Source organism: Thermococcus sp. MV11 (genome assembly GCF_012027285.1).
GTDB classification, from domain to species: Archaea; Methanobacteriota_B; Thermococci; order Thermococcales; family Thermococcaceae; genus Thermococcus; species Thermococcus cleftensis.
Map to the genome: position 1 here is coordinate 230999 of NZ_SNUD01000003.1, position 20049 is coordinate 251047.

18 protein-coding genes are annotated in these 20049 nt (G+C 55.7%); 8 read left to right on the forward strand and 10 right to left on the reverse strand.

The features are described from left to right. Positions 1-397: 397 nt before the first annotated feature. The 6 genes from E3E27_RS08910 to E3E27_RS08935 form a co-directional block, all read right to left on the reverse strand. On the reverse strand, positions 398-847 hold the full coding sequence (locus E3E27_RS08910; RefSeq protein ID WP_014788175.1) for a hypothetical protein: 450 nt from the start codon (positions 845-847) through the stop codon (positions 398-400). Continuing rightward, a complete protein-coding gene (locus tag E3E27_RS08915; protein ID WP_167774286.1) occupies positions 825-2858 on the reverse strand; it encodes a hypothetical protein in 2034 nt (677 codons plus the stop codon). Before E3E27_RS08915 ends, E3E27_RS08910 begins: the two co-directional genes overlap by 23 nt. Further along, a complete protein-coding gene (locus tag E3E27_RS08920) occupies positions 2815-3264 on the reverse strand; it encodes a hypothetical protein (protein ID WP_167774287.1) in 450 nt (149 codons plus the stop codon). The genes E3E27_RS08915 and E3E27_RS08920 overlap by 44 nt, the downstream gene beginning before the upstream one ends. A gap of 36 nt (positions 3265-3300) precedes the next feature. Next, positions 3301-4092 carry a hypothetical protein gene (locus E3E27_RS08925; RefSeq protein ID WP_167774288.1) on the reverse strand — a complete coding sequence of 264 codons (792 nt, stop codon included), beginning with the start codon at positions 4090-4092 and terminating at the stop codon, positions 3301-3303. Positions 4093-4205: 113 nt separating this feature from the next. Then, entirely contained in the window at positions 4206-4721 is a 516-nt protein-coding gene (locus tag E3E27_RS08930) for a CDP-2,3-bis-(O-geranylgeranyl)-sn-glycerol synthase (protein ID WP_014788936.1), read from the reverse strand. Positions 4722-4760: 39 nt separating this feature from the next. Next, complete coding sequence (locus E3E27_RS08935) at positions 4761-5279, reverse strand: GbsR/MarR family transcriptional regulator (protein ID WP_167774289.1); 519 nt, start codon at positions 5277-5279, stop codon at positions 4761-4763. A gap of 117 nt (positions 5280-5396) precedes the next feature. Between E3E27_RS08935 and E3E27_RS08940 the strand changes: the two genes are divergently transcribed. Genes E3E27_RS08940 through E3E27_RS08975 form a run of 8 tightly spaced genes read left to right on the forward strand, consistent with a single transcriptional unit; the run spans position 5397 to position 15703 of the window. Continuing rightward, positions 5397-7664, forward strand: a complete 2268-nt coding sequence (locus E3E27_RS08940; protein ID WP_167774290.1) for a hydrophobe/amphiphile efflux-3 (HAE3) family transporter — start codon at positions 5397-5399, stop codon at positions 7662-7664. Next, positions 7661-10036 carry a COG1361 S-layer family protein gene (locus tag E3E27_RS08945; protein WP_167774291.1) on the forward strand — a complete coding sequence of 792 codons (2376 nt, stop codon included), beginning with the start codon at positions 7661-7663 and terminating at the stop codon, positions 10034-10036. Before E3E27_RS08940 ends, E3E27_RS08945 begins: the two co-directional genes overlap by 4 nt. Positions 10037-10085: 49 nt before the next feature. Then, positions 10086-10991 (forward strand): LEA type 2 family protein, encoded by a 906-nt coding sequence (locus E3E27_RS08950; protein ID WP_167774399.1) that lies wholly within the window; start codon positions 10086-10088, stop codon positions 10989-10991. A gap of 42 nt (positions 10992-11033) precedes the next feature. Then, positions 11034-11552 (forward strand): DUF3201 domain-containing protein, encoded by a 519-nt coding sequence (locus E3E27_RS08955; RefSeq protein WP_167774400.1) that lies wholly within the window; start codon positions 11034-11036, stop codon positions 11550-11552. Positions 11553-11561: 9 nt separating this feature from the next. Continuing rightward, positions 11562-12719, forward strand: coding sequence for an RsmB/NOP family class I SAM-dependent RNA methyltransferase (locus tag E3E27_RS08960; protein ID WP_167774292.1), 1158 nt, complete (start codon positions 11562-11564; stop codon positions 12717-12719). Between the two features lie 2 nt (positions 12720-12721). Continuing rightward, positions 12722-13747: a lysylphosphatidylglycerol synthase transmembrane domain-containing protein gene (locus E3E27_RS08965; protein ID WP_167774293.1), complete on the forward strand. Its 1026-nt coding sequence runs from the start codon at positions 12722-12724 to the stop codon at positions 13745-13747. Positions 13748-13787: 40 nt separating this feature from the next. Then, positions 13788-14870, forward strand: a complete 1083-nt coding sequence (locus E3E27_RS08970) for a lysylphosphatidylglycerol synthase transmembrane domain-containing protein (RefSeq protein WP_167774294.1) — start codon at positions 13788-13790, stop codon at positions 14868-14870. Further along, entirely contained in the window at positions 14867-15703 is an 837-nt protein-coding gene (locus tag E3E27_RS08975; protein ID WP_014788927.1) for an NAD(+) kinase, read from the forward strand. Before E3E27_RS08970 ends, E3E27_RS08975 begins: the two co-directional genes overlap by 4 nt. Here the strand turns inward: E3E27_RS08975 and E3E27_RS08980 are convergent. From E3E27_RS08980 to E3E27_RS08995, 4 genes are read right to left on the reverse strand one after another with little or no spacing between them, the layout of a single operon-like run. Continuing rightward, on the reverse strand, positions 15687-16469 hold the full coding sequence (locus E3E27_RS08980; protein ID WP_014788926.1) for a DUF835 domain-containing protein: 783 nt from the start codon (positions 16467-16469) through the stop codon (positions 15687-15689). The genes E3E27_RS08975 and E3E27_RS08980 overlap by 17 nt on opposite strands. After that, positions 16460-17437 (reverse strand): bifunctional N(6)-L-threonylcarbamoyladenine synthase/serine/threonine protein kinase, encoded by a 978-nt coding sequence (locus tag E3E27_RS08985; RefSeq protein ID WP_167774295.1) that lies wholly within the window; start codon positions 17435-17437, stop codon positions 16460-16462. Before E3E27_RS08985 ends, E3E27_RS08980 begins: the two co-directional genes overlap by 10 nt. 57 nt (positions 17438-17494) lie before the next feature. After that, the gene (locus tag E3E27_RS08990; protein WP_167774296.1) at positions 17495-18811 is read right to left on the reverse strand and encodes an acetate--CoA ligase family protein; all 1317 of its coding nucleotides are present in this window, start codon (positions 18809-18811) and stop codon (positions 17495-17497) included. Continuing rightward, positions 18812-19987, reverse strand: a complete 1176-nt coding sequence (locus tag E3E27_RS08995; protein WP_167774297.1) for a hypothetical protein — start codon at positions 19985-19987, stop codon at positions 18812-18814. Between the last annotated feature and the right edge of the window lie 62 nt (positions 19988-20049).

Here is a 20049-nt window from a genome sequence, read left to right on the forward strand (position 1 = left end):
ATCATGGGCAGGCTGAAAAATACATACAATAACGCTATGGACCAGAAGTTTCTTATATCAGTTGCCCTACTAATGGAGCCAAGTACCCGTGAGAGGCTTTTTTTATCAGGCTTTCTCCCGGTAACGCAGTATCTAATAATAAACTCCACGATAGTTATCTCATAGAATACAAAAAAGATTCCGAACACAACTGTGATGATAATAATGCCTTCAATTTTCTCCGGGTCAAGCCCCCAGTTTAAAAAACAAAAAGTGGCATGGAGCAAATAGTAACTACCCACAATACGAGAAGTGCTAGTATGCCCCGACGAGAGATGTACCGTTCACTCTTCATAGCCCTCATCCTCCGAATAAGGATTTAAGAATCTGATCCAACCATCCGTTCATCGGTTTAACACTATCGGATATTATTTTCAATTGTCATTAGACACTCCTTCGCACAGGATAATGCTGTTCTCATGGTTATGTACAGATCAACGGTCCATAGGGGTACTAGCAATATCGCTAGTGGGTTCCGGGAGAGGATATACATAACAAATGCAAGCCAGGCATAGAATAATATTGGGGCACTGAGGTACTTTAGCTCTAAGCGCTGTTGTGTTGAGATTATGATTTCTTCAAGCTCTTTTTTTGAAACTTGATACCCGAGAATGCAATTTCTAATAATGAATCTCACGGCATCGAGGCTGTATAATCCCAGGATTAACAAATATGGGGTAGTCAGCTCAATAGAAGTGATGACACTGTGAGAAAAAAAGAATAGATAACCGAGAGTTGCCGATAACGTTACTGCAAGAGCCACCCCCACTTTATAAATTTGAAATCTATCTCTGCAGGTTAGTCCCATAGGAAATCACCCCTGATGCTCTGAAATTTTTGATAAGATGAAATTTTTTATGGGCTGTCCGGCTAATGAAGCTCAATATTGCATCTCCTCCAGGTATCTTATCTATTACTGGGAACCACTTTGTGAGTTTACTAGAGACTTTGGGGCCTTCTATGAGTAATAACAAGTCTGCAGTGACGTCTGCATATACAATACCCTGATTGACGCTGAGGCGTAATGTACTCTCTGCAATTCCTTTCACTACTATTTTGCTGACTCCGTTAATCATGCCTTCCACCGTGTAGTCCAAGTACAACGTGGCGGTGGTTCCATCAACTCTGAGGAGCATTTGGCGATCTGTTGTGACGGTCCTGTCCTGTATTTGTATCGTTATGAATTCACCGGGTTTTACATCCTCGTTTACTGAGACTGTTGTATGATCTGGAACCGCCTCTTCTAAATCAGGTGGACTAACTGAAATTTCAGTGCTTAACTCTGTAATATGTACTGGCACATCGTTGACATTCCTGAATTTGAGTGTACATTCCAGTGATGAGACGTAGCTTCCCTGAGTATAAAGTCTGCTGGCTTTAAAGTTAAAGTTGAGACCACTGCAGGAGATTTCGGTCAGTTCTAAGGGATATTCCAAGGGAAGGACTCTAACGCTAACACTGTCAGTCTTAGTTTTGATGTAATCTAAGAGACCGCTGGTGTTCTTGATTTTTAATGTAATATTGTGGTTGCCCACACCTACAGGCCAATCAAACTCATCTATAACCCTCGTCCTACCAACTAACAAGTAATTTCCGTTGGCATTCGTGTCAAATGAGTGTATTTCCTTGCCGTCCAAGTACACGCTTCCCCCAAGATACAGCAAGTCTATTGTGTCCCCACCCACATCCGGAAGAGCACTGCAGTATGATGCCATTACCTTTACATGCACTTTGCCTTCTCCCACCATCTCAGTCGGACTAACCTCCAGCCATGCAGTCCAGTATTCTCCCTCAGGACATGGATCACTCTCTGAGATAACACGAATTGTCCCGCTCCTTGAATCCTCCAGCTTCCCGTCTTCCCAGGCCTCGATCCTCCAGTCGTGCTCTCCAGCCTGAGCGGTCCATGTTAATGTGACTATCATAGAATCTCCACCATGAAGAGTAACAGTCCTGCTTGATTTTTCAGCACCATCGATGAAAAGCTTTACCGTTACGGTTCTGGACGTTGAGGTGGGATTCTTGAGACTCACATCGAATTCCACACTGTCCCCCTCAGTAGGATTATTTGGTGAAAAATCAACGTTCATACTTATAGTTTCTGAATTCACCGTAACGCTCTTCTTGACACTCTTGGAGTTCCCGTCCCATTTGATTGACGCATTGGCAACGTAAGTGCCGGCTTCCTCGTAAGTTATCGTCTTCTCAACAATGGTAACCTCTTCATTTGCCGGAATGTCGATCGTTCCTGAATATTGTATTGGGTTAGAATTGGGAACTGGGAGAGATACTGAATAGTCCAGATCATTTAATGATACACCATTCCCATTTTCAACAATAACCCGATACGTCACTGAACTTCCCGCAACAATCGTGTCAGCGGAAGTTTCAATTCTAATTCCCACATGGTCCCAATCGATAGGAGAACCGAAGTTGAATGATTCCGAATATTGAACTGTAACCGTACGCTCCTGATTACACGAGAGCGTATTACTGGGAGTTGGTCCGTCACATTCTGGGGTGTATGTTATCTCAACTTCCCCAGTAGCGGTAAATTTTCCATCAAAAAGGGCGTGGCTTAGTACTTTGCTCTCCCAGGTTGCATCGTAATATGAATCCATCTTTGAAATGAAGCCTGAGTCCTCTTCCCCGGTGGAGTAGTCATGGAGCTTAATTTTGATATCCTTCACTGCATTGTTCTCCGCGTGCATGTGGACGATAACGACGTAATTAACGTAGTTTGGACCGCTTGTTAGTGGTTTTACCTCGATATCATCAACCTTCAGTATGCCCTCTAAGGAACCCCGGATCCGAGGCAATTTTCATTATCTCATCTGCCGGAATGACGGTGATCTGGTTTGAAGAGGACTCCGTAGGAGTAAGCGTTCCACCATTGGCGCCCATGATGGAGTTTTTGAGAGGTTCCGGATTTATCGGGTCGATCGGGGTTATAGGGTCACTTGGGGGCAATTTCTTGTAGTCTGGGTTGGTTATGACCTCGCGGGATACAACGGTGACCTTAAGGGCCTCCTTAAGCTCCGCCACCTTCTGATTGAGCATCTTCGGGAGTTTAGGGTTATTGTTGCCCTGCTTCATCGCATTCACAAGCACCAGTACGTCGGAAGTTAGTTTGTACGCCTCCAGAGCGCCCGGCCAATAATACGTCGTAAGGTTTATTTCAAATCCATCTCGGTCAAAATGTTCCTGCTCAATTCTGAATGCCATCGATCCATCATGGCCCCAAAGGACTCCCCTCAGGTTTCAGGTCGTGATTGTTATGCTCTCACCGTTGAAGAACGCCAGCTCCACCTGCTTTGGACTGTTCGAGGAGTAAGTTATGAGTTCGTACATCGACTCTCTCAGCGGAATGATGGAGTCCCTCATTCTCTTGTAGTCACCTTCAACGTATGAGCGGTAGAACTCAACCCACCCCCTCAGTAACAGTGGGTGTATTAAAGTTCTGTTGTCCCCTCCAGTGATTCCGGTGGGCTGGGTCCATTTCCATTTTTCTAGTGTCCAGGTTTCGTACTCGTTGTACTTGAAGGCAACATCAATGAAGGCCATGGAAAACTCCTCGAGGAAGGCCGTCATGTTGAAGTCCTCGTTAATCTCGTCCGCATTTCGAACAATGTACTCTTCCAAAGCTTGAATCTGCTCGTCACTCCAGCCTTGAGCCTTCAAAGCTTCTACCGTCTCCTGGGGGAGGCCATTCCGGCTGATGTTCCGAGCCATTTCCCTTAACTCTTCGGCAGTGTAGTACGTCTTTACACCAGAAGCCTTCAGCTCCTCCAAAGCCTGCCAGATTAAGGCCGAAATGTTCGCAGCATTCTCCGCACCAAGGCGAGAGTTTTGAATCAACTCTCTGGCGAGGGTGGTGTTCCCGGTAGCGTTGAACTGAACCACGAGTTCGGCTTCCCTGTTGAGGATTTCCCAGAATTTCTCGTACGGGTCGTTCCGAGTTTCGAGGCTGGTGGCTTGGGCTGTACTTCCCGCCGCCGTCACCATTGACCCCAGCAGGAGGATTATCAACAGTACTCCTACCGCCCTCCTCATCGAGATTTCACCGTAGTACTAACCAAAGTTAGAACTTAAAAGACTTTCCTATACACATTTTGCACACCACTAAAAATAGTATGCAAAAAACGGAAAATCCAAAAGAGCACTCATCACCACGGCACGCTCTTCCAGCCCATCTTGTAGGCGAAGTAGTTGGCACCCCAGTGGACGAAGGGCGAGACGACCAGGAGGAAGATTATCTGGCCCGAGTCGAGCGTTTTGACTGGATAGGCCAGGGCGAGGGCCGCTATGAGAAACCCCAGCTGGTCGAGGCCTATGGCCGGAGCGCCGCGCGGAAGGTTTGCCCTTCTCTTGAAGAAACTCCCGATGAGGTCGCCAAGGAGGGCACCGAGGGAGAGCAGAAATGCGAGGAGAACCGCCGTCCCAAGGTCGCCGTAGAAGTCTGGGGTGATGAAGTACTGAACCAGTCCCGTGATTGTTCCAATGGCAACGCCGCCGATGAAGCCGCGCCAGGTCTTTCCGTCGCCCAGGATCCTGCGTCCGTCCTTCCAGGTTCTTCCGCCGTCTATGGGCCTGCCTCCCCCCACGAGAACCGGGGAGGCGTTGGCGACGTAGGCGGGCAGTATGTACCAGAAGGCCCAGAGGAGAGATGAGAGCGAACCCATTATTCCACCCGTCTGGAGTACAAACCGGCGGTTTTAAAGCTACCGCTTTTCGGACTCGAGGCACTCCACCAGTCTCTCCAGAACCTCCTCGTCGTCGTGGCTCAGGAGGTATCGGATTATCCTCTCGGCCAGCTCGTTCCTCCGCAGGGCGAACTCTATGCTCTCCCGTATGAACTCAACTTCCTCCCCCTCCTCGCCCTCCAGCTCGGCCAGGGCCTTCATGAGGTTGGTCTTCATCTGCTCCACGTCCTCGAGAACACGGTTGTAGTAGGCGGCCTGACGCCAGTCCTTGAGGAGCCTTGTGGCCCTGTAGTAGGCCCTCTTGTCGCCGGGCTTCTTCACCCTCACGACGAAGCCGAGGCTCTCCATGGCCTTAAGGGCACTGCTGACGTGGGAGAGTGAGTAGCCGGTTCTCTCGGCTATCTCAGCCAGGCTCATCGGCTCCCTGGCAAGGAAAAGGGCACCGTAGATGTAGCCGTACAGCTCGCTGAAGCCGAACCTCCTCGCGGCCCCTGCGAAGTGGTTCATCACTATCCTCTTCGCCTCCTCAACACCCATCGCGAACACCCCAATTTCAGCCATCGACGAAGGAGGGTTAGTCCATCACCGTGCACAAGGTTTTTAAAGTTTCGGATATTTAAAACTTTCGGAAATTTCCGAAAGTTGGGTGAGATCATGGACCTCCTGAGGAAAGCGGCGAGGATCATAGTGAGGTACCGCGTGGCCTTCGCGCTGGTAGCCCTGTTTCTGCTCATCGTTTCAGCCTACGGAATCCAGAGCCTCAGGTTCGAGAGTGATCTCAGCTCGATGCTCCCAGAGGGCGATCCAGCCATAAAGGACTACAACGCCCTTCAGAACGAGTTCCAGAGCGGCGACAGCACGCTGATAGTGGTTAAGATAGACTCCATCGAGCCGGGCGGCGTTTACGACGTCAGGGACCCCCAGGTGATAGAGGCCATATACGAACTCGAACAGAGGCTCAGGCGGAGGGAGTACGTGACGGACACGATGAGCATAGCGGACATCTACATGAAGGTTCTCGGAAGGCTTCCGCGGAGCGAGGAGGAGGCGAAGTTCGTCCTCGACATGCTCCCCGAGGAACAGAGGTACTCCCTCGTCAGCAGGGACTACACGATGACAATGATAGTGGTGACGATAAACAGGGAGAAGAAGACCGAGACCCTCGTGAGGGTCTACCAGGGGGTGCAAGAGGACATAGAGAGCGTCAAGTTTCCGCAGAACGTCGAGGTAATTCAGACCGGTAACATAGGCATAACCTACCGCATTCTCCAGCTCCTCCAGCGCGACCTCAACAAGACGATGGCGATATCGTTCCTCCTCGTCATAGCGCTCCTTCTCTACTTCTACCGCTCCCCGGTCAAGGCCCTGATTCCCCTTATCCCCCTCGTCTTCGGGGTCGTTATGACGCTGGGCTTCATGGGGCTGGCCGGCATTCCCCTCGACCTGGCAACCACCACGATAGGGGCCATGCTCGTTGGAATGGGCATCGACTACGGCATACACGTGACCAACAGGTACTACGAGGAGAGGCGCAATGGCAAGGACGTTGAGGAGGCCGCGGCCGAGGCTGTGGCGGAGACCGGAAAGGCCCTCCTGGGCGCGGCGCTGACGACGATAGCGGGCTTTGCGGCGATGTACCTCTCGAGCCTCCCAATGCTCCACAACCTCGCGACCACTCTAATACTCGGTCTAAGCTTGGCCGCCCTGAACGCGGTGGTAATCACGCCGGCCGTGATAATCCTGGAAGAGGACGTTATGATGAGGCTCAAGGGACACCACGTCCGCCCGGAGGTACGCTCCGGAACGGGAGCAATTGGAAGGTTCTTCACCTCCCTTGGGGAAGCCATAAAGGCCAGGCCCGGGGCGTTTCTCGGCGCGGTTTTCCTGATTACACTGCTCTTCGCCTACGGGGTCACCCAGGTCACGACGGAGGTGAGGCTGGAGAAGTTCATTCCCCCAGGAATGCCCGAGATAGAGGCCCTAATGGACGTGAGAACCGAGTTCGGCGGCCAGGACGAGCTTTACGTCCTGGTGAGGGCGGACGACGTGAGAAACCCCGCGGTAGTGAGGGCCATGTACCGCTTCGAGAACCTGGTGAAGGCGGACTCCTACTACAACGGTGTGTTCGGCTCCCAGAGCCCGGCGGACATCGTTTACGAGAAGTACGGCTACATACCCAACGACAGGGAGAAGATAAGCGAGGCCCTCTCCGAGTACCAGGGGCCGTCCATGGTCTCGGGCGACTACTCCATGGCGGTAATCAAGTTCACGGGCGACTTCGGCGGCACGAGCATGGACGACTTCAGAAGGATAATGAGGTACTTCGAGGAGGAAACCAAACTCGCCCAGGAAACCCAGTTCCCGCCGGGGGTTGAGCTTTCCCTGACCGGGGACCTCTACCTCAATTACGTCCTCGACCAGCTCACCAACGTCGAGATAAACCGCATATCCACCTACGGAACGGTCTTCGTGGTGCTCATCGTCCTCCTCCTCTTCCGGCGCATCAGGGTTTCGGTGGCGATGATAACCCCGATGTTCCTCGGCGCCCTCTGGACGGTGGGCTTCATGGGGCTGGCCGGGATACCCTTCACCCAGAGCTTAGCTGGAGTCATCTCGATGATAGTGGGCCTGGGCGTCGATTACGGAATGCACCTCACCCACCGCTTCCTGGAGGAGATGAATGAAGGCAACCCGAAGCCCATAGTGACGGCCGTGGGGAGCGTGGGGCCAGGAATCCTGGCAGGTGCCCTCACCACCGCAGGCGGCTTCCTGGCCCTTCTCGCCGGCGAGCTTCCGACGATACACGACTTCGGCCTCACCCTGGCCTTTGGAATATTCGCCTCGATGACCTCGGCTTACCTCGTCACGCCCGCCCTGCTTCAAATATTCTACGGAAAGAAAACGGGAGGTGGTTCACCGTGAAGTGCTCTGGATTCCTGATTACGGCCCTACTCATCTTTGGGACCTTTGGAGGAATTGTCTCCGCATCTGAAACTGTTAGCCCTCTCTTCGAGGGTTACCTCAGCAAAGGCGAGGCCGTCCTGGTGGGCCCGCTGCTGATAACGCTCGCCGACACCGTGAAGGACTACGGAAACGGTGAGTACTACGCGATGCTCGTGATAATGAAGGACGGCAAGATACTGAACGCCGAGTACAAGACGATGCTGGTTCCCGATCCGAGGAAGATACAGTTCCTCCTGCTCGACCCGACCTTCCTCCTCGCCCTGGCTGAGACCCAGGGCTACGATCTGACGGAGTGCGCCGAGTACGTGAACAACACACCCGCCTTCGACGCATGCTTGCTCGCCAACGCCTACGGCTTCTACCAGTGGCTGAACACCGCCCCGCCGAGGGAAATCGGGGAGGCCGTGGTGAGGACTATCCAGACCCACCCGGAGCTGGGCCTGAGCGAGGAGGACGTCCTGATGGAGGTGACCTACCCCGACGTGACCCCTGTGAGGGAGGGGGAGACGGTTGAGCTGGACGTCGATGGAGAGAAGGCATACGTGACCGTGAACGAGATATACCCCAACGGCGTGAGGGTAAGCGTCAGCGGGCCGCCGGAGTGGAGAACCTCAACCCTGCCGGGCCTCGTCGTGACCAGTGTCGAAGTTCCCCAGACGGTCCAGCCGGGCGAGACGGTCACGGTTAAGGTTCACCTGAGGAACGAGGGAGCAATGAAGGTGCGCTACCTGAACGTCTTCGTCACCCCAACGCCGATGAGCTTCAACGACAGCTCCTCCATAGCGAGCGCGGTTTCCATGGCCCTCAGCCAGAGCGGCCTGTCCCAGAGCGTCTTCTACCCCGAGGGGAGCGCGGTTCAGTACATCGAGTACCTGGAGGGCAAGGACAACGCCACCCTGACCTTCAGGATCAAGATAAACCCCAACGCGGACACCGGAACCTACCCCCTCTACGTCGGGGTGGCCTACTTCACCGGGTTGGGTGCCAACATGAAGATGCTCCAGACCTACAACTTCGTCGCCCTCACCGTCAAGAAGAGCAGAGAAGGCTTCGTCGAGATAACCCGGGTCGAGACCGAGCCAGGGGAGATAAGCCCCGGGGACAGGTTCAAGGTCCGCTTCACCCTGGTGAACGAGGGTGCCGAGCCGGTGAAGGCCCTGAGCCTCAGGATAAACTCCTACCAGGTGCCGGTTCAGGGGGAGGTCAGCAACGTGGATTTATCCGCCCTCTCCCAGCTTCCGGTACAGGGGAGCGAGCAGCTCAGCCAGAACCTCCAGGACTACCTCAACGGGCTGATGCACCAGCTGGCGAAGCAGAGCATCGAGGCCTTCCTGCCCGTGGGGGAGGACAACGTGAAGTACGCGGCAGAGCTTATGCCGGGACAGAACGTGACCCTGGAGTTCACGGTGAAGGCCAACGAGAAGCTCGCCAACGGAATCTATCCCCTTAGAATAGAGCTGAAGTACCTGAGCGAGCCGGACGGGAAGGAGATAACGGACGAAAGGCTCGTCGGGATTGAGATAACCGGTAAGGCGGAGCTGATGCTCTCGAAGGCCTCGACCTCGCCGAGCAGAGTCCTTCCGGGCACGGACAACGTCGAGGTGAGCTTCCAGGTGGACAACGTTGGAACCGGGACGGCGAGAACCGTGGTGGTGAAGCCCCTGCCGGAGTGGCCCTTCAGCCTCAGCGACTCGAGCGAGCAGATGATAGGCATCGGGAGCCTCGGAAAAGGTGATTCAGCCCAGGGCTCCTTCAGGGTGAACGTCGCCGAGAACGCCAGCGCCGGCACCTACGAGATACCGCTCCTGGTCACCTACACCAACGAGCTTGGAGTGAAGAAAAACGTGACCCTCACGGTGCCGGTAATAGTGGGTGCGAGGCCGAGGATAGAGGTGGAAAAGGTCACCGTCGAGCCGGAGCCGCTCCAGGGCGAGACCGTCAATGTGTACATCACCCTGAAGAACACGGGCGGCGAGAAGGCGACGAGCGTCATGGTAGAGGGCGTCGTCAAGGCCGACCAGCCCTTCACCCTGGACAAGAGAACCGACTACGTCGGCGACCTCGGACCGGGCGAGAGGGGGCAGGGGGTGATAGTCCTCAAGATAGACAGGAGTGCGATCCCCAAAGAGTACAGCATAGGCCTCAGGATAAGGGCCGTTGGGGACCCGAGCCAGGGCGACGACAACGTCTACGTCTTCGAGGAGACAGTGAGGATAACCGTGGGAGAGAACACGAAGACGGAGAGCAACCTGAGAAATCTCGCCATCGCAATCGGCGCGCTCGTCGTCGTGGTGGTGCTCTACACGTACCTGCGGGGAAGAGGAAAGTGAGCGGTAGCTTTAAACGGGCTTTGGATATAGAAATCCAAAGGTGAGAGAAATGAACCTCAAGTACCTCCTCCTCGGACTGGCGTTAATCTTCATCGTCTGGGTGGGCTACGTCGCCTACGCGGCCTACACCCTCAGCCCTCGCGTTAGCGCCCAGTGGGGCTACGTGAACGAGAAGACGACGGAGATATGGGTGGAGGCAAAGCTGAGCAAGCCCCTCCTCGTCCCCGCGTCTATAGAAGAGCTGAGGATAGAGTTCACCGGCATTCCAGTGGCTAGGGTGACCAGGTTCGAGTACGGGGCGACAGAGACTGATGTGAGCTTCGTCCTTGCAATAGACAACTACAACCTCGTGCGCTCCCTCGTGAACTACATGAACAACGGGCAGAGCGGCACGGTGGCGATACTCCTCCAGGGCCGGCTGCTCGGAATAATCCCCATCAAGACCGATATAGAGCAGGGGATAAGCGAGAACGTCCTGGCGTACCTGAACTTCACCGCCGAGAGCAAGGACCTGGCCGGGGGGCTGGTGAAAACTCCAGCGCTCGTTGAAACGAGGTTCGACTGGGCAGGGGAGGAGAACGGAAGGGCCAAGCTGATAGCCCACATGAAGTTCCACAACCCCAACGCCTTCCCGATTCCAATCGGCAACGTGAGCTTCGACGTCTACGCCAACGAGATCAAGATAGGCGACGGAAGGACGGCCCGGGTGGTGGTGATCCCGGCCAACGGCTACGCGACGCTGGACGTTGAGACCTACATTGAAGAGGACTCGCTCCCCAAGGTCTGGGCCGAGCACATCAAGAGCGGCGAGGTGAGCAAAGTCAGGGCGGACGTGTTCCTGGACATCAGTGTAATGAACCAGGACTACCACGTTAAGCTGGTCAGCTACGAGGAGACCGTGAAGACTGACATAATGGGTGAGCTGAACCGGCTCCTCGAGGACATGCTCAGATGAAGGTTTTTAAGGGCCCCTCCTCTTTCCCCTTTGGTGAGAGCCATGAACGTCAGAGAGATTCACGAGTTCCTCAACGCGATGTGGGAGGGCATCTTCAGGCTCAACGAGGAGCTAAAGCGCGAGCTGCCGGAGAAGGGGTTCAAGGTAGAGGACGTGGAGGAGGTCTTCGGGGCCTACGTCTTCCTCGACGGCGAGTGGAGACTCATGAACTACCCCCACCCAGCTTTTGAGGTAAAGCCCCAGATAGAGGTGGGCGCAACGCCTGAGAGCCACTACCTCGTCGTGGCAGTTCCCAGGGAGAGGATAAGCGAGAACTTCGTCGGCCTCTTCGTTGAACTCTTCCCGAGGAGCTTCATCTACGGGAGCGAGGACTTCCTGAGCGACGTCTACAACTGGAGGCGCGACGGGAGAGTTTCCCCGACCGAGATACTTGAGAGGATCGAGAAGAGCGACGAGAAGGTGTTCCAGTTCGAGGCGAACTTTGGAAGCGTCGGGGCGCTGAAGAAGGGCCTTATAAGGCTCATAGACATCGGAAGACGCTTCGAAATCTTCGACCTCTGAGGTGTCCCCATGGTCAGTGGCTACGAGGAGGCCTTCCCGGCGGAGCTGAGGGAGTACTACAGGAAGCTCTTTGGGGAAGAGGCCGGGGAGATAATGGCCTCGCTCAGAACGCCGGTGGAGAAGTACTACATCCGCGTTAACACCCTCAAGACGAGCCGGGAGAAGCTCATGCGAATCCTCCGGAGGGAGGGGCTAAAGCCGAAGAGAAGCCCCTACATCAAGGAGGGAATATACTTCGAGAGAGAAGGCCCCAACTTTCCCGATGACCACGAACCGGGCCTTCCCGTGGTGAGGGCCAACAAATTCGCGGCAGAGAGCGTCTACCAGGGGGCGATGCTCTACGCGCCAGGGGTTCTGCAGGCGGACAAGAAAATCAAGCCCGGCGACGAGGTCGAGATAAGGGACCCGAGGGGACTGCTCGTCGGGATAGGCATCGCCAGAATGAGCGCCAAGGAGATGGTGGTCTCGACGAGGGGCCTGGCGGTGGAGGTCACCCTGCCAAAGTTCAGGCTTCCGAGCCTCAGCGAGCTTGAGAGCTTTAAGGAGGGCCTCTTCTACGCCCAGAGCCTGCCTTCAATGGTCGTCGCTCACGTTCTGGAGCCGAGCGAGGAGGAGCTTATCGTGGATATGGCGGCCGCTCCCGGTGGAAAGACCAGCCACATAGCCCAGCTGATGCAGAACAGGGGCGAGATAATAGCGATGGACAAGTCCAAGAACAGGTTGAAAAAGATGGAGGGGGAGCTGGAGAGGCTTGGGGTTAAAAACGTCAAGCCGATACACATGGACTCCAGGAGGCTCCCCGAGCTGGGAATCGAGGCGGACAAGATACTGCTCGACGCACCGTGCACCGCTTTGGGAATAAGACCGAAGCTGTGGGAGAGCAGGACGCCAAAGGACATCGAGGCCACCGCACGCTACCAGAGGCACTTCATAAACGCCGCCATAAAATCCCTCCGAAGGGGCGGAGTTCTGGTCTACTCGACCTGCACCCTCAGCTACGAGGAGAACGAGGCCAACGTAAAGTACATCATGAGCAAAGGTTTAAAGCTCGAAGAGCAGAGCCTATTCATAGGTTCGAGCGGTATGGGAATTGACGAGGTTCAGCGCTTCTACCCCAACAGGCACCTGACCCAGGGCTTCTTCATAGCCCGATTTAGGAAGGTGTAGCGATGGACTGGAAGAAGTACTCCCTCCTCGGGCTTGGACTGGTGATAATAATCCTGCTCCTTTGGTGGGCTGGCGTAGAGGACGTCATCGAGATACTCCGGACGGCCAGGCTGGACTACTTCCTCCTGGCTGTTCTGGCCTACGTAGCCGCGGTCTTGATGTGGGCCCTCCGCTGGCGGGTTTTGCTCAACAGCCTCGGTATAAACGCTCCGTTCAGAACGATAATCGGGGGGCTCTTCATCGGCATCTTCGTGAACAACGTCACGCCCGGGGCGAGGGGGGGTGGCGAGCCCGTCAGAATGTATTACATCTCCAAGAAGACCGGCGAGCCCTACGGCCACGTCTTCGCCACCATAATGATGGACAGGATAATGGACGTCATTCCGGTCGTGGTGATGCTCCTCCTCGCGACGGCCCACGTTTACCGGCTCGGCTCCTTCTCGCTTACCCTGACACTGTTCCTCCTGGACATCTTCTTCGCCGCCATAACCCTCGCCACCGTCGGAATACTGCTGAGCGAGAGGAAGACGAAGGGAATACTCTACTGGTTCTACCGCCAGTTCGGCAGGATAATGCCCAAGAAGGCAGCCAAGTACGAGGAGAAGTTCGTCCACGCGGTGGAGGTGAGCGTGCCCCAGTTCCAGGAGAACTTCAAGCTCCTCATTAAACACAAGAAGGCATTCTTCCTCTCCCTGTTCTACTCCTTCGCCTTCTGGTTCCTCGTTCTGCTCCGCTCCTACTTTATCTTCCTTAGCATAAACAGCCCTATCCAGCTCCTCGATGTGATGGTCGTCCAGATGATAGGTATAGTTGTCGGAATGTTCATGATAATACCCGGGGGAGCCGGGATAATAGAGGCCATAAACTCGGCGGTCTACGTTCTCCTGGGCATAGACAAGGACATAGCCGTAACCGCGACCCTCCTCGAGAGACTCATCTCCTACTGGGCTCCGACAGCCATAGGGGCCGGGGTGATGACCCATTTCGGCATAAAAGTCAGCGAGGAGCGGAGGGAGGGAAAGGTATAAATTCGATGCAGAAGTAGTTCAATGTCAGCGGTGTTGGGAGATGGACAAAAAGAGGATCGCCTTCTTCGCCGGTGCGCTTATAGTAATTGGCGCCCTGATAAACTGGGCCGGGGCGCAGGGAATAGCGGACATACTCAGGAACTCTGACATAGAGTACTTCCTCCTAGCAATAGTGGTTTACCTCGTAACCCTCCTCGCCTGGGCGATGAGGTGGAAAGTCCTGCTGAAGGGCCTTGGCATAAGCGCTCCCCTCGTCAAGGTCTTCAAGGCGATATTCGTGGGTATGTTCTTTAACAACATAAGCCCGGGGGCCAAGGGACTGGGGGAGTTCATAAGGGTCTATTACCTCTCCAGGGAGACGAAAGAGCCCTACGGTCCGATGACGGCCAGCGTCATGATGGACCGAATGCTCGACCTCGTCCCGATAGGCGTGATGATGCTCTTCGCGACCCTCTACGTGTACAGCCTTGGAGAAACCGGCCTGACGGTCTTAATTATAATCCTGGACGTCATCATGATAGGCTTCTCCGCCCTCGTCATCGGGCTGCTGATGAGCGAGAAAAAAGCCCACTCGGCCATCTGGTGGATATACCGCCAGTACGCCAGGATATCACCAAAGGGCGCCGAGAAGCGCATTGAAAGTTTTAAGAAGATAGACGAGGTCACAATACCCCGATTCCAGCATGACTTCAAGATACTTGCAAAGAGCAAGTCGGCCACGCTGATGGCTGTTTTCTACTCCTTCGTCTACTGGACTCTCACAATACTCCGCTACTACCTCATCTTCCTGGCCATAAAGCACCCGATAGAACCGATAGCCATAACCGTTGTCCTGGTCGTCTCGATGGTCGTTGGCATGTTCGCCGTCGTTCCTGGAGGGGCTGGAATAATAGAAGCCGTGAACACGGCGGTGTTCATAGCCCTCGGCATAGACCCTCAGTACTCGGTCACCGGGGTTCTCCTGGAGAGGCTCATCTCCTACTGGGGCCCAACGGTCATAGGCTCCTTCGTCACCGCGGGTTTCAAGCCGGAGGGGGGAGATCTGGCCCTCCCAGCCCCCGACCGGCGAGTCCTCGACGAGGACGCTGAGCTTGAAAAAGCCTCCAGGCGTGAGGGATTATGAAGTTCGGCGTCGTGGCGAGAAGGGACAAGATGGAGGCCTTAAAGCTGGCCTACCGCGTGTACGACTTCCTCAAGGTCAGCGGTTACGAGGTCTTCGTGGACAGGGAAACCTACGAGCACCTGAGGGAGTTCAGGGAAGAGGACGTCCTCCCGCTCGAGGACTTCGACGTGGACTTCATAGTGGTCATAGGCGGGGACGGAACGATACTTAGGGTTGAACATAGAACAAGGAAAGAGATACCGATACTTGGGATAAACATGGGCACTCTCGGCTTTCTCACCGAGGTTGAGCCCCATGAAGCCTTTTTTGCACTAAGCAAGCTCATAGAGGGCGATTACCACATAGACGAGCGCATAAAGCTGAGAACTTATCTCGACGGTGAGAACAGGGTTCCCGATGCCCTCAACGAGGCCGCGGTGCTGACGGGAATTCCCGGCAAGATAATCCACCTGAGGTACTACATCGACGGCGGCCTGGCGGACGAGATAAGGGCCGACGGTCTGATAATCTCGACGCCGACTGGCTCGACGGGCTACGCCATGAGCGCGGGCGGCCCCTTCGTGGACCCCAGGCTGGACGTCATAGTGATAGCCCCCCTTGCACCGATAGCGCTGAGCTCAAGGCCGATGATAGTGCCCTCATACAGCACGATAGACGTTAGAAACCTGGCGGTAACGAGGGAGATAATCCTCGCCATCGACGGTCAGTTCTACACCTACCTCGAACCGGAGACAGACATAAGGATAAAGCTCTCTCCAAGGCGGGCCAAGTTCGTGCGCTTCACCAACGAGGTGTACCCCAAGTACACGATGAGAATCAAGAAGAAGTTCTGAGTATCTCCCGGAGGTTTTTGATCGGCTGGAACTCCCTCGCAAGAAGCTTGAACTCCCGCTCCCTCAAGGTATCCCGACCCACCAGCAGCAGGAGAGTGGAGCGGGAACTGACCGCGTAATCCTTCAGTGTGGAGAGAAACCTGAAAACCGAGCTGAAGTCGTTGTAAAGAATGAGGACCTCCAGGCAGTCTATTATAACCAGCCTACCGCCCCCCCGCATAAAGCTCACGGCGGCCTCAAGAATGACGTGGAGCCTCGTGGGACCAACGCCCTCCTCCCCCGCCTGGGTAACCCAGAGCGTCTGGACGTTCTCGAACTCCTTGTACTTCCAGGGGCTCCTCGTCACTACCAGCACCGGGGCCTTAACGGAGGCTATGAGCTCCTGCACTTCCCCCTCTCCAGTGTACAGGTAGCCCCCCGGGGAAAGGTCGTCGCTTCCAACACCCTTGACGGGAGCCGGAAGGATTCTGCGCTCAACGCTGCTTATGTAGCTCAAAAGACCGTAGGCCACCCCAATTATCGAGAAAAAGTACAGAACTTGCTCGGCTGAAAAAATCACTGGATCCGGCTCAGTAACGTCATCAATGACATCAAGTAACCTCCCGGCGGCCGCGAGAAAAAGCGAGGCGGCGATTATTATTATGAACCTGTCCAGAGGCTCCCCGTAGCGGTGTATCCTCTTGATGGCGTAGACGGCAGCATAGCTTATGACCAAGAACAGCACTATGTCCGCCAGGAGAACGACGTGGGGAACGGTCAGCCCCATACTACCTCCACCTCGTCCGTGCGGAACTTCTGCTTCACCACAGTATCCTCCAGAGAGAAGCGAACGCCACCGAGGTACATTCTGAGTCCCGTGTACGCTATCATCGCCCCGTTGTCCCTACAGAGGTCGTAGGGCGGGACGAAGAAGCTAACCCCCCTGTCCTCGGCCATCGTTTTCAGCATCTCGCGGAGGCGATTGTTGGCCGCGACGCCGCCGACGAGCACTACCTCTTCCTTGCCCGTATGCGCTAAGGCCCTCTCCGTCACCTCAACGAGCGCCGAGAAAGCCGTCTCCTGGAAGGAGTAGGCCAGGTCCTCGACGCGGTATTTACCGGTCTTATACTTCCTCACGGCCTCGGTGAGGATTCCTGAGAAGCTCAGGTCCATTCCCTTCACAGCGTAGGGGAGCTCGATGTAGCGCTCGCCCTTCAGCGCGAGCTTTTCAATTTTAGGCCCGCCGGGGAAGCCTATGCCGAGCTCCCTCGCGAAGGTGTCTATCGCGTTGCCGATGCCTATGTCGAGGGTCTCGCCGAAGACGCGGTAGCGGCCGCCTTCCAGAGCTAAAACCTGCGTGTTGCCCCCGCTGACGTACAGCCCAACCGGATCCTTAACGCCAAACATCTTGGTTATCTCGACGTGGGCTATGCAGTGGTTCACCCCTATTATGGGCTTACCGTGCTTTATCGCCAGCGCCCTCGCGGCGGTCGCAACTACCCTTAGAGCTGGACCGAGGCCGGGCCCCTGGGAGAAGGCTATCACATCGACGTCCCCCATCGTTATCCCTGCCTCGCCAAGGGCCTTCCTGAGGAGGGGCTTCAAAAGCCTCGCGTGGTGCTCCGCGGCCTCCTTCGGGTGGATTCCTCCCTTCTCTGTGGTGAGAGTGTGGAATACGTTGGCGAGAACCTTCTCCTCGGTAACTATGCCTATGCCAAGGGTGTGGGCCGTGCCCTCTATGCCTAACGCTATCATCGTTGGACGCTCTGAAGTTGGATATAAAAAGGTTGCCGGGCAATGCACCGGCAGGGATCAGCGGAGGGATAGCCACCTCAGAGCTTTAGCCGCGCGCTCCGGCGTGGGGAAGTTCTTTACGCCGTGCTCCTCAAGGAGCTTTACGCCTTCCCGGACCAGCTCGCCGGCCATGAAGTTGACCACAACAGGCTTGGCGCAGTTGGCGTCGATGACGGCTTTGGCTATCTCCTCGCTCGGTATGAAGATGGGGGGCACGCAGATGACGAGGATGGAATCGACGTTCCCGTCTTTGCAGACCACCTCAATGGTTCTCTTGTAGCGCCCGTAGTCGGCGTCGGCTATGAGGTCTATCGGGTTCCTCACCGAGCACTGGGGCGGGAGGAAGGAGCGAAGCTCCTCGACGGTCTCATCGCTCAGCTCCGCAATCTGGAGGCCGAGCCTCTCGAGCTTGTCCGTTGCCAGAACGCCCGGTCCGCCGGAGTTGGTGATGACGGCCACCCGCTTTCCGGCAGTTGAATACATCTCGAAGGCCTTAGCCGCATCGAACAGTTCTTCCATCTCCTCGACCTCTATGGCCCCGGCCTGCTTGAAGGCCGCGCGGTAGATTTCGTAGGAACCTGCGAGCGAGCCCGTGTGGGAAGCGGCCGCCCTGGCACCGCCAGCGCTCTTCCCCGCCTTAAGGATTATCACCGGTTTTCTGGCACTCGCGTAGCGGAGTGCCTTGAGGAAGCGCCTCCCGTCCTTGACGCCCTCGATGTAGAGGGCGATGGCCTTCGTGTTCCGGTCGTCGGCAAAGTACTCCAGGAAGTCGCTCTCGTTTAAATCGGCGGCGTTTCCGTAGCTTACAAAGGCCGAAAAGCCTATTCCCTCGTCGTTGCCCATCGCCAAAGCTGCCCCCCCGAAGGCCCCGCTCTGGCTGATGAGCGCTAAGCCCCCTGGCCTGACCCGAACCTCGAAGGAGCCGAAGAACTTCCCGTGGACGCCGAAGATGCCGGCGCAGTTCGGGCCTATCAGGCGAACGCCGTGCCTTCTCGCCCTCTCAACCAGCTCGCGCTCCAGCCCCTCGTTCCCAACCTCGGAGAAGCCGGCGCTTATCACCACGGCACCCTTGATGAGGGGGCCGATTTCATCGATGAGATCGGGCACTATCCTAGCCGGAACCGCGATTATGGCGGTATCGACCGGCTCATTGAGCCTCTCGTGGATTTGGAGGGTTCTCCCTGCGACCTCGACGGTTCCGCCCTTCGGGTTGACAGGTACTATTCTCCCCTCAAAGCCACCCTCAACGATGTTTCTCAGGATTTCATACGCTATGGCCCCCTCTTTGAATGACCCGAACACGGCGACGCTTGATGGATAAAAGAAGAAGTCCATTCACTCACCCCCGCTTTCCTCCTCCGGAGCGGATTCTCCCCCAGTTTCGGGGGACGTTCCTTCTCCGTCCCCAGCTGGCCTTCCAGACGAGCGACGCTTCTTGTAGACCACAATTCCAGCCACCAGCGCCAGCACCAGCCCACCCCAGAGGTAGGGCAGATAGTTCTGCTTTTTCTCCGTCACGGTTATGATGACCGTGTTATCCGGTGCGAGCTGGTAGGTACCGCCGTACACATGGATCTCATCAAACCTCCCGGGGAGCTTCAAAACAGCCTGCCAGATCTTCTCGTTGGAGGTTTCCCTGTAAGATACCTCCGGCCTGGCGATTCCAATCACCACGATGCTACCGTTCTTCTGCAGGGAATCGATGCTGATGACGTCCATCGTGCCCCGGAAGCTCTTGATTAGGTAGTTCAGGGTGCTCTCACTGGCGTTTGCCCCGGTGAAGGTCGCGTTGAACTGAACGTACCCCTCGCCCGGATCATACCTCATCTCTATCGTCTTGTGGGTCGAGTTCAGGAACCTGACGAAGGTGTAAACCGGGGTGTAAAGCTCGATCAGCGGTATATAATCACCGTCTGTCCATATGGCCACACCATCGGTGAAGTCGTCGGGTTTCGGAGCCAGGTTCTTCACCTCATAGTCCTTGGGCAGTATCAGGGTCATCTTTTTCCAGCTGTAGTCGAATACGTGTCCCTTGAAGACGAAGTCCATCGGGCCGGAGAGGGGACACCTGAGGACCTTCCCATCGTCGCTCACGAGGAAGTTGGAAACCACAAATGTAACAGAAGCAGACCAGTTGTCGAGAACGCGAACCGGACCACCCTCGGGCAGGTATATCGTGCTCGAGATGTTCGCGGCCTCGAAGCGCTTTTCAAAGTTGTCCTTGAGGTTCTCGTAAATCAGCTGGCGGACGAAGTCCCTGAACTCCTCCTCCGCCATCGTGCTGTTGTTGGCGGCTAGACCCTCGAAGTAAGCCCTGTAGGCAGGGTCCTTCAGGACGGCGTGAACCTTGAAGGTGGCCAGCCACACCTCCGAGCCGTTCACCTGCGCGGGGGAGGCCTTGATGACGAAGTCGATGTCAAAGAGAGGCTGGGGGTCATCGGCGGCCGACGCGAGTCCCACCGTGGGGGCGATGAGAAGAACCGTGAGAATCAGAACCGCGAGCTTCCGCATTCAATCACCTCCACGGAAATCTCTCCAGGCGATAAAAAAGCTTATTGGTTCAGCCACCTAAG

Bases quoted from the DNA above. Each gene is read 5' to 3' on its own strand.
- E3E27_RS08910 (WP_014788175.1), bottom strand. From the start codon at position 847: ATGGGACTAACCTGCAGAGATAGATTTCAAATTTATAAAGTGGGGGTG.
- E3E27_RS08920 (WP_167774287.1), bottom strand. From the start codon at position 3,264: ATGGCATTCAGAATTGAGCAGGAACATTTTGACCGAGATGGATTTGAA.
- E3E27_RS08925 (WP_167774288.1), bottom strand. From the start codon at position 4,092: ATGAGGAGGGCGGTAGGAGTACTGTTGATAATCCTCCTGCTGGGGTCA.
- E3E27_RS08930 (WP_014788936.1), bottom strand. From the start codon at position 4,721: ATGGGTTCGCTCTCATCTCTCCTCTGGGCCTTCTGGTACATACTGCCC.
- E3E27_RS08935 (WP_167774289.1), bottom strand. From the start codon at position 5,279: ATGGGTGTTGAGGAGGCGAAGAGGATAGTGATGAACCACTTCGCAGGG.
- E3E27_RS08940 (WP_167774290.1), top strand. From the start codon at position 5,397: ATGGACCTCCTGAGGAAAGCGGCGAGGATCATAGTGAGGTACCGCGTG.
- E3E27_RS08950 (WP_167774399.1), top strand. From the start codon at position 10,086: ATGAACCTCAAGTACCTCCTCCTCGGACTGGCGTTAATCTTCATCGTC.
- E3E27_RS08955 (WP_167774400.1), top strand. From the start codon at position 11,034: ATGAACGTCAGAGAGATTCACGAGTTCCTCAACGCGATGTGGGAGGGC.
- E3E27_RS08960 (WP_167774292.1), top strand. From the start codon at position 11,562: ATGGTCAGTGGCTACGAGGAGGCCTTCCCGGCGGAGCTGAGGGAGTAC.
- E3E27_RS08965 (WP_167774293.1), top strand. From the start codon at position 12,722: ATGGACTGGAAGAAGTACTCCCTCCTCGGGCTTGGACTGGTGATAATA.
- E3E27_RS08970 (WP_167774294.1), top strand. From the start codon at position 13,788: ATGGACAAAAAGAGGATCGCCTTCTTCGCCGGTGCGCTTATAGTAATT.
- E3E27_RS08975 (WP_014788927.1), top strand. From the start codon at position 14,867: ATGAAGTTCGGCGTCGTGGCGAGAAGGGACAAGATGGAGGCCTTAAAG.
- E3E27_RS08980 (WP_014788926.1), bottom strand. From the start codon at position 16,469: ATGGGGCTGACCGTTCCCCACGTCGTTCTCCTGGCGGACATAGTGCTG.
- E3E27_RS08985 (WP_167774295.1), bottom strand. From the start codon at position 17,437: ATGATAGCGTTAGGCATAGAGGGCACGGCCCACACCCTTGGCATAGGC.
- E3E27_RS08990 (WP_167774296.1), bottom strand. From the start codon at position 18,811: ATGGACTTCTTCTTTTATCCATCAAGCGTCGCCGTGTTCGGGTCATTC.
- E3E27_RS08995 (WP_167774297.1), bottom strand. From the start codon at position 19,987: ATGCGGAAGCTCGCGGTTCTGATTCTCACGGTTCTTCTCATCGCCCCC.